The organism is Enterococcus canintestini, assembly GCF_001885735.1.
In the GTDB taxonomy this organism is placed as follows: Bacteria; Bacillota; Bacilli; order Lactobacillales; family Enterococcaceae; genus Enterococcus_C; species Enterococcus_C canintestini.
In genome coordinates this window covers 14,627-27,742 of record NZ_JXKG01000015.1, presented here as the reverse complement: position 1 = coordinate 27,742, position 13,116 = coordinate 14,627, and the positions used below count along the sequence as shown (strand labels likewise).

Here is a 13,116-nt window from a genome sequence, read left to right as displayed (position 1 = left end):
TTGATCGAATTTCAACATGTAACAAAAATTTATAAAGGTGGTAAAGTCGCTGTCGAAGACGTCAATTTGTCTTTTAATAAGGGCGAATTTATTTGTTTTATCGGTACAAGTGGCTCGGGTAAAACAACGTGTATGCGAATGATTAATCGCATGAATGAACCAACAAAAGGGAAAGTACTCATTAACGGTAAAGATGTTAAAGATGTTAACCCTGTCGAACTGCGTCGCCAAATTGGCTATGTCATTCAAAATATTGGTTTAATGCCGCACATGACGATTCGCGAAAATATTACATTGGTTCAAAAACTGATGAAAGTCGATGAAGAAACACGCAAACAAACCGCTGAAAAAATGATTGATTTAGTTGAATTGCCCCGCGAAATGTTAGATCGCTATCCAGCGGAACTTTCTGGTGGGCAACAACAACGGATCGGCGTTGTCCGGGCCTTAGCAGCCAACCAAGATATTATCTTAATGGATGAACCTTTTGGAGCTTTGGACCCGATTACACGGGATGCGTTACAAGATTTAGTCAAAGATTTACAAGAGCGACTAGGTAAAACAATCGTTTTTGTTACCCACGATATGGATGAAGCATTAAAACTTGCTAATCGCATCGTTATTATGAGTGAAGGTAAAGTTATTCAATTTGATACGCCGGAAAATATTTTGAGAAACCCGGCGAATGAATTCGTCGAAGAGCTAATCGGTGAAGATCGCTTATTACAAGCAAAACCCGATACTACAACAGTCGGTGAAGTGATGTTAAATAGCGCCATTACGATTACACCAGAAAAATCTTTACGTGAAGCCATTTCTCTTATGCGGGAAAAACGGGTCGATACGTTACTTGTAACAGATAATAGTAAAATTTTAAAAGGTTTTATTGATGTCGAATCTATCGACAAAATGCGTGGTAAAGCTTCCAGCGTAGGAGATATTTTAAATAAAAATGTTTTCTATGTAAAAGAAGATAAATTATTGCGAGATGTTTTACAGCGTATTTTAAAACGCGGCTTGAAATACGTCCCCGTTGTCGATCAGCAAACACGGGTCGTTGGTATTTTAACACGCGCCTCATTGGTGGATATTGTCTATGATGTTTTATGGGGTGATGAAGCTTCGATTAGTGAAGCGATTGAATCTGCAAAAGAGGAGGCGTAGAGCATGGCTGATTTTTTTGCAAAACACGGTTCAGAGATTTTAAATAAAAGTTTTGAGCATATTTATATTTCCTTTTTTGCTTTAATATTGGGAATTGTGATTGCGGTGCCACTGGGGGTTTTATTAACACGTTTTAAAAAAGTGGCAAATATTGTCATTACTGTCACCAGCGCACTACAGACTATTCCTTCACTGGCGCTTTTAGCATTAATGATTCCGATTTTTGGTGTTGGTAAAGTACCTGCGATTATCGCATTATTCATCTATTCACTATTACCAATTTTACGTAATACTTATATTGGAATGAAAAATGTTGATGGCAATTACTTGGATGTAGCCCGAGGTATGGGGATGACGAATTTACAATCAATCTTTAGCGTTGAGCTACCAATTGCAATGCCAACCATTATGGCGGGAATCCGCTTAGCTTCTGTTTACGTCATCGCTTGGGCAACTCTTGCTTCTTATATTGGCGCTGGTGGCTTAGGGGACTTGATTTTCAGCGGTTTAAATAACTATCAACCTGATTTAATCTTCGCTGGGACAATTCCTGTTACTTTATTAGCTTTACTAAGTGATTTCCTTTTAGGATTATTGGAAAACTATTTAACACCCAAAGCATTAAGGGGGACGGATTAATGAAAAAACTAAAGACACTCTTCCTCACTCTTATGACTACTGTCTTACTAGCCGGCTGTTCTTTTCCGGGCCTTGCTTCTTCTAGCAGTGAAAACACCGTCGCAATTACTGGTGGTATTACCTCTGAAGCTCAAATTTTAGCAAGTATCGTAGCTGGGATGATTGAACATTATACTGATTTAAATACGACAATTATTAATAATTTGGCCACCACCACGATTAATAACCAAGCCATGATTAATGGTGACGCTCAAATTTCGGCTGCTCGTTATACTGGGACGGATTTAACCGCAACGTTAGGCATGGAGCCGGTAAAAGACCCTGCTGAAGCTTTTAAAATTGTAAAATCAGAATTCAACAAACGCTATCAACAAACATGGTTTAAATCGTATGGCTTTGACAACACCTATACTTTTTTAGTCCGAAAAGATACTGCTGAAAAATATCATTTGAAAAAAATTAGCGATTTGAAAAACGTTAGTGATGAATTAGTCGCAGGCGTTGATACTTCGTGGATTAACCGTAAAGGTGATGGCTATGACGGTTTCCAAAAAGAGTATGGTTTTTCGTTTAAAAACATTTTACCAATGCAAATTGGATTAGTTTATGATGCCGTAGCTGCAGGGAAAATGGATATTGTTTTAGGTTACTCAACAGACGGCCGGATTGGTAGTTATGATTTGGTGATGTTAGAAGATGACTTAAAATTCTTCCCACCTTATGATGCAGCCGCTATTGCCGATAATGCTTTATTAAAAAAATATCCCGATTTACAAACTGCATTAGGACGTTTAGAGGGTGTCATTGATACCCCACAAATGCAAAAGCTAAATTACGAGGCTGATAATAATTTAGTCGAACCTTCTGTCGTTGCAGAAAAATTCCTTAAAGACAACCACTATTTCGAAGGGAAGTGAGTAGATGAATCTGCAAAATATGAATTTAGCCGAACAATTTGTTTATTACTTTAAAGAAAACGGCAGCTACGTTTTCAGTCAATTTTTACGCCACTTCTTAATTTCGATTTATGGTGTACTCCTAGCAGCGATTGTCGCTATTCCATTAGGGATTTTAATTTCCAAACGACACAAATTAGCTGATTGGGTCATTCGGATTGCCAACGTCATTCAAACAGTTCCGCAACTGGCGATGTTATCCATTTTAATGATTGGTCTAGGCTTAGGGGTGAATGTGGTAATCGTGACTGTTTTTCTTTATTCGATTTTACCAATTGTCAAAAATACGTATACCGGTATGAAGCAAGTGGATAAAAATGCTTTAGATGTTGGTAAAGGTATGGGCATGACAAGCTGGCAAAGACTTTATCTCATTGAATTACCACTTTCAATTTCTGTTATTATGGCAGGTATTCGTAACGCTTTAGTCGTTGCAATCGGTATTACCGCAATCGGTGCCTTTGTCGGTGCTGGTGGTCTTGGTGATATTATTATTCGAGGCACAAATGCCACAGATGGTGCCTCAATTATTTTAGCAGGTGCTTTACCGACAGCCTTAATGGCAATTATCACAGACTGGATTTTAGGTATGGTAGAACATCGTTTAGATCCAGCTGGCAAAACATCTAAATAAATGGAATTGAAAAAAAGGCTATGACAGAAACTGATTTTGTCATAGCCTTTAATTGCGTAAAGGAGATGTAACAAGACTTTTGTCACAACTCCTTCTTTTTTTGTCTTTTTTATTTCTTCAAGTGATAACTATAAGTTCCAACGACAATATTTTGACGCCAAGATAAACGCATTCGCAACCGCAAACTCGTTTGGTTGTGCAAAATATTTTGCCAACGTCTCCGTGGCACAAATTGGGGAATGATAACTGTAGTCGTATAGTTATGTTTCATAGCATTTTTACTAACTAAATCGACATACCGGATAATCGGATTTTCAATCGAACGGTAAGAAGAATGAACCACAGAAAAACGCACATCTGGGAAATTTTGTTTAAATTCAGCTTCGATTTCTTTTTCTTTTTTGATATCTTCATCTAAAGAAACATGCATCGCTACTACGTAATCACCAATCGATTGCGCATAATTTAAAGCCCCGACATTGACCCGAGTAACATTACCGACTAAAACAATCACAGTATTGCCATCATACGTATGAAGTTTTGCATCTGCCTCCATTAGTCGTAGTTGTTCAGCAACTTTGCGGTAATGATCATGTATTTTGTAAAAAATAAAGAGTAATACTGGCATAATGATAAAGAATGGCCAAATATCACCAAGTCGATACGCAAATAAGATGGCGATAATCGCATAAGAGATCAACGCTCCGACGATATTTGCGATTGATTTTTTTAGCCAACCACTACCTTGTTTTTGCCAATGACGGACCATGCCGGTTTGTGACAATGCAAAAGGAATAAATACCCCAATCGAATAAAGTGGAATTAAGCGCTCAGTTGAACCTTGGAAAATAATCAATAAAACAATTGAACCTGCCGCTAAAGTAATAATCCCATTAGAATAACCTAAACGGTCGCCTCGATCTTGATACATGTGGGGCATAAATTTATCTTTAGCTAAGTTATAAGCTAAAACTGGAAAAGCAGAAAAACCCGTATTGGCCGCAACCGCTAAAATTAAAGCAGTACTAAATTGTAAAGCATAATACATAATACCATGCCCAAAAACAGCTTCACCAATTTGAGATAAAACTGTTACTTCTGTTTTTGGCACAATCCCATACCAATAGTTAATAAAGGTAATGCCGACAAAGAAGAAACCTAAAATACTCGCCATAATCGCTAAAGTCGCAGCAGCATTTTTTGCCCGTGGCTTTTTAAAAAACGGTACCGCGTTACTAATCGCTTCTACCCCAGTCAATGAGGAAGAACCGGAAGAAAAAGCACGTAAAATTAATGCTAGCGAAATGCCAGGAACGACTGCCCCAGGTAAAGCCGTAGCATGCAGCGGTTGTGCACCTGTTACAATTTTAAATAACCCAACTGCAATTAAAATCGTAATCACTGCAATAAATGTGTAAACTGGCACCATCAAAAAACTAGCGGATTCTCTTAAGCCCCGTAAATTCATCATCATAATTATTAAGACAATAAAAATTGAAATTGCCACTTGATGCCCATACAAGGCTGGAACAGCAGAAGTAATGGCTTCAGCCCCAGCAGAAACCGATACAGCAACGGTTAACATATAGTCAATTAACAATGAACCACCGGCAATCAGTCCTGCATTTCGCCCTAAATTCTCACTACTAACTACATAGGCTCCACCGCCATGGGGATAAGCATGAATAATTTGCCGATACGATAAGGTTAAAGAAACTAACAAAATAATCACAAAAGCAGCAATTGGTAATGAATACCAAATAGCAGCCGTAGATAATGCTACTAATACAACTACAATTTGCTCAGTTCCGTATGCAATGGAGGATAACGCATCAGAAGACAATAACGCTAACGCTGCAAAACGCGTTAATTTTTGCTCATCATTTTCCGCTGATTTTAAAGGCCGTCCCACTAACAGCCGTTTTAAATAATTCACTTTTCCTTACTCCTTTACGAAATAATTTACTTTCACAAGTTCGTTAATGGTGGTTTTGTAACAACCCTAAAAATAAAAATAATTGCTGCAATCAAGAGTGTATGCTACGCCTCTCTTTTGAAAAAGTCAATGAAAATTTCAGTTAAAAATTTTCTGTTTTTTTCTCCCCTCAGAAGTCCACGTTTTACAACAGAGTAAGCGTTTTATCGAAAAACTGAAAAAGAAGACAAATTATAATAATTTGCCTTCTTTTTTCCTTGTGACACATCAATGGAAGAAATGACTTTCTTTAGTCATATTTCCGAGTTTTTTAGTTGCACCTTCTAAGTATGGATAGACAATTGTCCCGACTACCCCAAAGAAGATAAACAACCCTAACAAAATGAAAATATTTGGCCACGCGTTTGGCCAGTAAATACCACCGGCTGACTCACGTAACAAATCAACCGCATGGGTAAATGGTAACAACGGATTAATCATTTGGAAGAACTTCCCTGAAACTTGAATTGGATAGTTCCCCCCACCCCCAGAAATTGAGAGCACCAAGATTATAATTGCAATCCCTTTACCAATATTCCCAAATAGCGCTGCTAAAACGTAAACGATCATCATAAAGGCTAAGCCGACTAATAAGCCAAATAAGACGGCATAAACAGGTTGTTTCACATCGACTCCTAATAAGAAGTAATTTCCTAAGGTTACGATTAGTGCTTGCCCTACTCCTTCGGTTAAGAAAGTTAGCATCCGCGCAACAAAAGTTTCTCGTTTTGAAAAACGACCTTTGTTTTTATCTTCAATGTAAACATCTGTCGCAGCTACACTAGATAAAAGTAATGCCCCAACCCATAAACATAGCGCTGTATAAAAAGGCGTGCTGGCAGAACCATTGTTTGCCATCGGGTACATTTGATTGGTTTTTAGAGCAACTGGATTGGTGAAAAATTCACTTTCTTTATTGGCATCTAATTTCAACAATTTAATAATTTCACCAAGATCCGCAGTTTCTTCACCTTTTTTAATGGCAGCTGCGGCTTTTTCAATTCCAGTTCTTAGCGATGGCCAGTTATTTTGAATCAAATCTGTGGCCACGTCTAATGCTTTTTCAACTTCTGGTAATTTTTCATTCACCATTCCCATCGTACTGGTCAAATCTTTTTTAATTCCAGGCCAATCTTTTTCATAAAAGTCGACTGCTAAAGCCAATTTTTTCTCGACTTCCGGCAAATCATTTTTATATAAATCGGCACCTTTATTAATACCAGAAACAATCGCATTCATATGTCCATTTAACATCACATTTGCGTCATGCAACTCTTTGCCAATTGCTGGCATTTCTTTTTGATACTTTTCTAAAATAGTAACCGCGTTTGTGATTGTCGTCTTAGTTGAAGACAATAGTGATTGAAAATCAATATGTTGGGCTTTTGTTAGCAACCCATCAGCGGTATTAATAGTATTAATTAATTGGGTCAAACCTTTTGAAATTTCGCTGGAAATCTTAGTTGCATCAATACCACTTAAAACATTATTCACTTCATCGCCTATATCTTGGACTTGTTTGATAAAGTTAAGCGCTGCATTGACATCCCCGGCTTGAATATAGCCATTTAATGTGGTAATCCGAGTCGCTAAACCACTAATCAGCGTTTTGGCATTATTTAAGCGACTGACTAAATCTTGTAAAATTTGACTATCACTGGCATTGGGTAACTTATTGATAAAGTCAATCAGATTTTGAATAATTGTCTGCTGTGTATTCAAATGGCTAACAAAATCTTGAAGCGTTTTGTCGATTGCCTTTTTTTCTTCAGTGGATAACTGATTATCTTTTAAAGCTGTAGAGACATCTTCTAATGCACTATTTAATTCCGTATGAATAAACTGCAAATTATTTAAAATCATGTTAACACTTTGGGTAATATTAGGAATCGCCTTTTGTAGTTCTTCGGCGCCTTCTTTTGTCGTATTCGCAAATTCTTGTGCTTGATTGCCTAATTTTTGAATATCTGGCAAAATCCCTTGAACTTGTTCGATAATGGTTAAGCCTTGTTTGGCATCTTTAATCCCTGCATCCATGGTACTCTTGATATTTTCAAAATCGCCATCCACCATGGCTAATTGTTTACCGGCATTTTGAATTTCTGGAATCTTAGCTTGCAAGTCCAAAATAATGGCTGCTTCTTTTTTCAATTGCGGCATTTTATCATTTAAACTGACTAATTTGTCCCCCATTTCATCGACTTGGGGCAGATAATCAATAAATTGATTGGCTTTATTCAGTTTTTCTTTAATTTCCGGCATTTTTCCTTTTAAAGCCACAACTTCTTTTGTGTAACCTTCAATTTGATCGAGGTTATCATTTGTCGTCAAAATTAAATTTTTGACTTTATTGATGCTGACTAGATTGGTGTCAATATCATAGCCCACTTCATTGAATACTTTCATTAAGGTATTGCTGGCGGTATCAATAAACTGACTCGAAATCTGATCTTGTAAACTAGTAGCCCCTTTGTCAGTAATTTTGGGCGCAATCGCATTAATTTTTTCATTAATATAATATTCAATCGTCGGCTTTTTAATTGTTCCAGTGGTAAAGCTCAATAAATCTTGGGAAAATTCTTTTGGTAAATAAATCCCGGCATAATATTTCCCAGAGCGTACACCTTTAGTTAGGTCTTCTTTTGAGTCGACAAAGCGCCAACCTAACTGTTTATTTTTATGAAGAGTATCAATCACCTGATCGCCAATCTCTACTTTTTTATCCTGTAAACTGGCACCCGCATCATCACTATAAACTGCAATAGGCAATTCACCAGTATTACCATAAGGATCCCACAAGGCTTTTATGTTAAACCAAGCGTATAAAGAAGGTAAAATCATTAATGCAACGATTAGAAAAGTTGCCATCGGATTTTTAAAAATTCGTTTCCAGTCTGTTTTATATAATTCAAAAACATTTTTAATATGCTGCATATTCATCACCTTTATTTTTTTATGCTTGATTACTTTACCACGCATTAATTTTGGCTGCCATCTAAAAAAGCTATGATAGACTTGTCTTTTTGACACTTATGACAATCTGTCATAAAGAAAAGGCTTGCAAATTCTTTTTAGAAACGATCATCTTAAACATTACTTTAAGTTTATCAAAATTATCATTATATAGAAATAAATACGGTTCTTTTGGCAAATGAAAAAGCTTGTGAAGACCCATTAAGACGTTTCACAAGCTGTATCCATTATAATGTATTTAAGAAATCCAAAAGAACTTTTAGACTTTTCCCTTGTAAAAAAGGGGTTAAACCAATTTCTGCCGGATCCCGATGATTAGCAGGTAAACTTTGGTCAGGCACTAATACGACTTTCATACCTGACTCCATGGCTGCTTTAGCGCCAGTTAGAGAATCTTCTGCCGCAATAGTATGTTGGGGGGAAGCGTTCACTTTTGCTGCAGTTGCCAAATAAATTTCCGGATCAGGCTTTAATTCTTTGACATCATCGCCAAATGTTACCACATCAAAAAATGGTGCCAATTCAAAATAATCTAAATACATCTGACCTCTTTTTTTCAATGTCGAAGTGGCTAGGCCGCAATAAAGACCTTTTTCTTTTACTTTAGCCAATGTTTCTTTAGCGTAAGGCTTTAATTGCAAAGCGCCATTGGCTAATTCGTCGGCGATAAAAAGTTCTCGTTCCTCTTTCATTTCTTCGACAATTGTCGCAGAACCAAAATGAGCCACTAATTTAGCCATCGTTTGGCTTGCACTTTGACCGCTCCAACCTCTCATGTCCGCTTCTGTTAAGGCAATACCGTGATTTTTTGCTACTTTTAACCAACCTCGCTGGTACATTTGTTCACTATCTATTAGCAAACCATCCATATCAAAAATTACCATCTCAATCATCAAATCACCCTAAATTCTTTGCATTTAAAAATTTTTCTACCGTTAAATCAAATATTTCACTCACTTTTTCTGGTGCTTGCTCATAGGACAAATTAATAGTTGGTGTAGCTAAACTATCAAAAGCACTTAGCGGTTGTAAATTTTCTTGGGAAAAAGTTACTTTTGGCGCATGAATCGTTTCTCCGCACGGACCAGAGTGAATGATGGCCATTTCAGCTTTATTTTCTGGTAAAAGGCGTAGCCGGTAAAAGACTCCATCTAAAAATTCTCGTTGTTCACCATAATTTTCTTTGATTTTTTGCCACTGTTCTGCTTTCAATTTAACCCCTCCTTAAATTTATTATAATCCAAAAAGCACCTTCTAACCAATGGCGGTTGCAGGTGCTTGCTAACTTTTTTCTTTAAAAAATTTATTGTTCCTTTTTCTGACTTAGTGATTCATCCATAATAAAAGTCGCGATTCGCTCATGGTGTTTATAGTTTGGATAAACAAAGCGACCTGAACGAAACTCAGTAGCATCTAATTTTTCCAAATAGCGATCAGAAGCTTCTTTTTGAATCGTAATAACCCGACGATTTAAAACTTCCCAATCTGTTTCTGACAGATAATTATCAACAATCATCAAATTACTATGTTGATAGTCAGCTAATAAGTCATTGGTAACTACTAGGTCATATTCTTCAAATAGTTTTAATTCTGCGCTAGAAACAAAAAGTGGCGACTCTTTATATAAATCAATTTTAAACCGTTCACCATATTGTCCTTTTAACAAACTACGCAACATATTTGCATGACGAATCCCCATATTGCTAACAATTAAAATTGATAACCGTCGCCGCAAACTTTCTAATTGAAGCGGTAAATTCTCCCATTCTTTTAACAGCATGCATAAAACATCAGATTCTGTTTTTTGAACCCAAGGAAAATTACAATCTTTTTCGATTTCGCGTAAATTTACACTGACAATTTTGGAAAAAATAGGATAAATTCGTTGAATATTTTGGGCGGACTCTTGACTATAATTGTGCAAAATTTCCCGATCATAAGGATACAAACTATAAGTAGAATATAACCCCATTAATTGTTGCACAATCTTTTTTTCATCCCGCGTGCTTAAAGGAAAATCGACAGCTTTAGATACAGCTTGTAAAAAATGCTCCACAGCTGTTTGAATACGTATTTCTTGTTGCTGATTATCCCAAGTATAATATTCATGAAAAACCGTGCGACTCGTCTCTTTATACCACTCAGGAACTAGAACATACTGAGTACTGGCAATTTTTTCACTATAGCTATGATTACTTTTAATAAGCTGATCTAAAAGATCATCCTCTTCATCGTAAATTGCTTCACTTAAGAGAAACCCTTGTGAGGCTCGAATAATCGTTACCATTAAGAGATAGGCATGTTCAATAATTTCATGATCATCCCATAAGATATCAAAATCCGTAGAAGTTCGCATCACAAAACAAATTAACTCCTGTCTATCAATTGGAAAAGGCCAGTTGGCAGTACCATACGCTTCAAGAAAATAAGCTTGGTAGAAAAAACGCACCCAGCGTTCATCTGGGGCTGTAATCCGAAACGGCTTACGTTCCAAGGTCAGTCCTCTTCTTTTTAAAGCTTTTCCCACACTACTTACCATCCGATAAAAAGTAGCTTCACTTAAAAATAATTTATTAATCCAAAATTCAGCGTCTTGATCTGGATTTAAAAAGACTTGTTCTAAAAATTGGAATTCGTTGGAATTTTGAATCACATTTTGATAAATGTTATTAATCTTGTTTGACTGCATAGGATGTGCTTTTATCCCCCGCACCTTTGAAATATCAATATGCAGATATTCTTCCAGCTCATCATTTATATAGTTAACGTCGGTTATTAATGTTTTGGTGGAACAATCCAAATGCGCTGCAGCTTCTTCTAACGGCCACCAGCGCTCTTGCTTAGCTAAGAATTCGATTAAATATAATCGTCTTTTCATAGCGGTATTCAATAACATCCTCATTTAACTCACCAACTTACCATTTTTTTAATTCTATTTTAACATACTCACAAACAACTATCGAACACTTCCGAGTTTTTTATTTAATAATTTTTCCTACTTCAGTTTTTTTCACAAACAAGAAAATTATGAGATAAGCAAAAAAACATTGTATTATCGGCAATTACAAAGATTTAAAAAAACAGTCGTTGTTATATTTTGTGAAATCCATTTAACTTTTACCATCATTCTTCTTAAGCTAAATGTGTAAGTAGGAAAGATAAAACAAATAAAACTTGATATAAATTTAAATATAATAATGGAGGAATTTACAGTGATAAAAAAAATATGGCATAAATGTAAAATGAAATGGATAATTATTTTCCTATGTACACTTGTCACCTTTTCTGGCTTTGATTTTTATACTTCAGGTTCTACATATTCCAGTAACGCCGTAGTAGCACAAACGCTAAGTGATCTATCAGCTCCAAAAATTTTAGGAGATATCGCTATTACCATAGAAAGAGGAACTGAATTTAAAGCAACTGATCATTTCACAGTAACAGATGATCAAGATGAAAAACCAACATTAGAAGTTCAAACACCATTAGATACGAATAAAGTAGCCGTAATGCCAGTGCTTTTAATCGCAAAAGACGAAACAGGTAATACTAGTACTAAACAAATTACAGTAATTATCATTGATTCAAAAGCTGAAGCTGAAGCTGAAGCAAAAGCAAAAGCTCAAGCCGAAAAAGAAAGAATCGAGAAAGAAAAACTTGAAAAAGAAAGAATCGAAAAAGAAAAAGCGGCTGAAGCTGAAAAAAAAGAGGCTGAGGCAAAAGCTCAAGCTGAAGTAGCTGCACAAGATAAAAAAGATAATACTGAAACAAAGAATTCATCTGCAAATTCAAATGCAAATCATAATACTAAACAAGAAAACACTAGCAACAATTCACAAGATAATGCCACACAAGCTGACAGTAGTACTGAAAATACAACTACTGCGGCTGTTGCAGCACCAACAATTCAACCGATGCAACTAGAAATTAATGGACAATTTATTAATTATCAAAATGCTGGACAAGCCAGTGGTCAAGCTGTAATCGATGCCGATCACAACCGTGCTGCTACTTGGGGTGGTGCGCCAGTCCAATCTGGAGATGATGGTCTAAACACGCATATTATCGCCCATAACCCTGGTGCTTTTAGCGTCATTTTTAATCTCGGGATAGGCTCTCAATTCAAAATATCAGATGCCGCTGGTAAAGTTACCACCTATACAGTAAATGAAGTTGCCCAAGTAGATGATGAAGCTTATCGCCTTAGCGATGGCGCAGATTATTGGGACAAAATGATTGGCACAGGCGGTGGTGAAAGAGTCACCTTACAAGCTTGTATCAATGACGTTCACAATCTCGTCGTATTTGCTTATAAATAAAATGCTTACCCTCCCCCTAGTATTTATTTATAAAAAACGCGCTTCAACAAGTGACAAAACTTGTTGAAGCGCGTTTCTTTATGTAGCCTGCTGGGGAGCAGGCGTTAATTCTGCTAATCCTACACTGATGCGCAGCGCATGATCCACAGCTTTCATCGTCACAGAATCTAAAACACAGACTTTTTCCTTCAAGCGGCTTTTGTCAATCGTACGAATCTGTTCGAGTAAAATTACCGAATCTTTATTAATACCACTTTCAGTCGCCTTAATGCCGACATGAGTTGGTAGTTTTGGTTTTGCCATTTTAGCTGTAATCGCTGCTACAATTACAGTTGGACTAAAATGATTGCCCCGATCATTTTGAATAATTAAAACAGGGCGAATCCCTCCCTGCTCAGATCCTACGACCGGTGACAAATCAGCAAAGAAAATATCTCCGCGTTTCACCATTTAACT

11 protein-coding genes are annotated in these 13,116 nt (G+C 36.6%); 5 read left to right on the top strand and 6 right to left on the bottom strand.

Annotated features, from left to right (window positions below; translation table 11 throughout):
- From RU96_RS09170 to RU96_RS09155, 4 genes are read left to right on the top strand one after another with little or no spacing between them, the layout of a single operon-like run.
- A complete protein-coding gene (locus RU96_RS09170; protein WP_071865238.1) occupies window positions 1-1,164 on the top strand; it encodes a betaine/proline/choline family ABC transporter ATP-binding protein in 1,164 nt (387 codons plus the stop codon).
- Window positions 1,165-1,167: 3 nt separating this feature from the next.
- The gene (locus tag RU96_RS09165; RefSeq protein WP_071865237.1) at window positions 1,168-1,803 is read left to right on the top strand and encodes an ABC transporter permease; all 636 of its coding nucleotides are present in this window, start codon (window positions 1,168-1,170) and stop codon (window positions 1,801-1,803) included.
- Entirely contained in the window at window positions 1,803-2,720 is a 918-nt protein-coding gene (locus tag RU96_RS09160; protein ID WP_071865236.1) for an osmoprotectant ABC transporter substrate-binding protein, read from the top strand. Before RU96_RS09165 ends, RU96_RS09160 begins: the two co-directional genes overlap by 1 nt.
- Before the next feature lie 4 nt (window positions 2,721-2,724).
- Window positions 2,725-3,393, top strand: coding sequence for an ABC transporter permease (locus RU96_RS09155; protein WP_071865235.1), 669 nt, complete (start codon window positions 2,725-2,727; stop codon window positions 3,391-3,393).
- 109 nt (window positions 3,394-3,502) lie between these two features.
- On the opposite strand, the gene RU96_RS09150 is transcribed toward RU96_RS09155, so the two are convergent.
- The 5 genes from RU96_RS09150 to RU96_RS09130 all read right to left on the bottom strand — a co-directional run bounded on the left by RU96_RS09150 (window position 3,503) and on the right by RU96_RS09130 (window position 11,237).
- A complete protein-coding gene (locus tag RU96_RS09150) occupies window positions 3,503-5,329 on the bottom strand; it encodes an APC family permease (protein ID WP_071865234.1) in 1,827 nt (608 codons plus the stop codon).
- 267 nt (window positions 5,330-5,596) lie between these two features.
- Window positions 5,597-8,302, bottom strand: coding sequence for a YhgE/Pip domain-containing protein (locus RU96_RS09145; RefSeq protein WP_071865233.1), 2,706 nt, complete (start codon window positions 8,300-8,302; stop codon window positions 5,597-5,599).
- A 266-nt stretch (window positions 8,303-8,568) separates the two neighbouring features.
- Complete coding sequence (locus RU96_RS09140) at window positions 8,569-9,234, bottom strand: HAD family hydrolase (RefSeq protein ID WP_071865232.1); 666 nt, start codon at window positions 9,232-9,234, stop codon at window positions 8,569-8,571.
- Window positions 9,235-9,238: 4 nt separating this feature from the next.
- Window positions 9,239-9,553 carry a hypothetical protein gene (locus RU96_RS09135; protein ID WP_071865231.1) on the bottom strand — a complete coding sequence of 105 codons (315 nt, stop codon included), beginning with the start codon at window positions 9,551-9,553 and terminating at the stop codon, window positions 9,239-9,241.
- Window positions 9,554-9,644: 91 nt separating this feature from the next.
- Window positions 9,645-11,237, bottom strand: a complete 1,593-nt coding sequence (locus tag RU96_RS09130) for an AcpB/EbpR/MafR family transcriptional regulator (protein WP_071865230.1) — start codon at window positions 11,235-11,237, stop codon at window positions 9,645-9,647.
- Between the two features lie 316 nt (window positions 11,238-11,553).
- On the opposite strand from RU96_RS09130, the gene RU96_RS09125 reads away from it, so the two are divergent.
- Window positions 11,554-12,660, top strand: coding sequence for a class F sortase (locus RU96_RS09125; protein ID WP_071865229.1), 1,107 nt, complete (start codon window positions 11,554-11,556; stop codon window positions 12,658-12,660).
- A gap of 78 nt (window positions 12,661-12,738) precedes the next feature.
- On the opposite strand, the gene RU96_RS09120 is transcribed toward RU96_RS09125, so the two are convergent.
- Window positions 12,739-13,110: a type II toxin-antitoxin system PemK/MazF family toxin gene (locus tag RU96_RS09120; protein ID WP_071865228.1), complete on the bottom strand. Its 372-nt coding sequence runs from the start codon at window positions 13,108-13,110 to the stop codon at window positions 12,739-12,741.
- Window positions 13,111-13,116 lie beyond the last annotated feature (6 nt).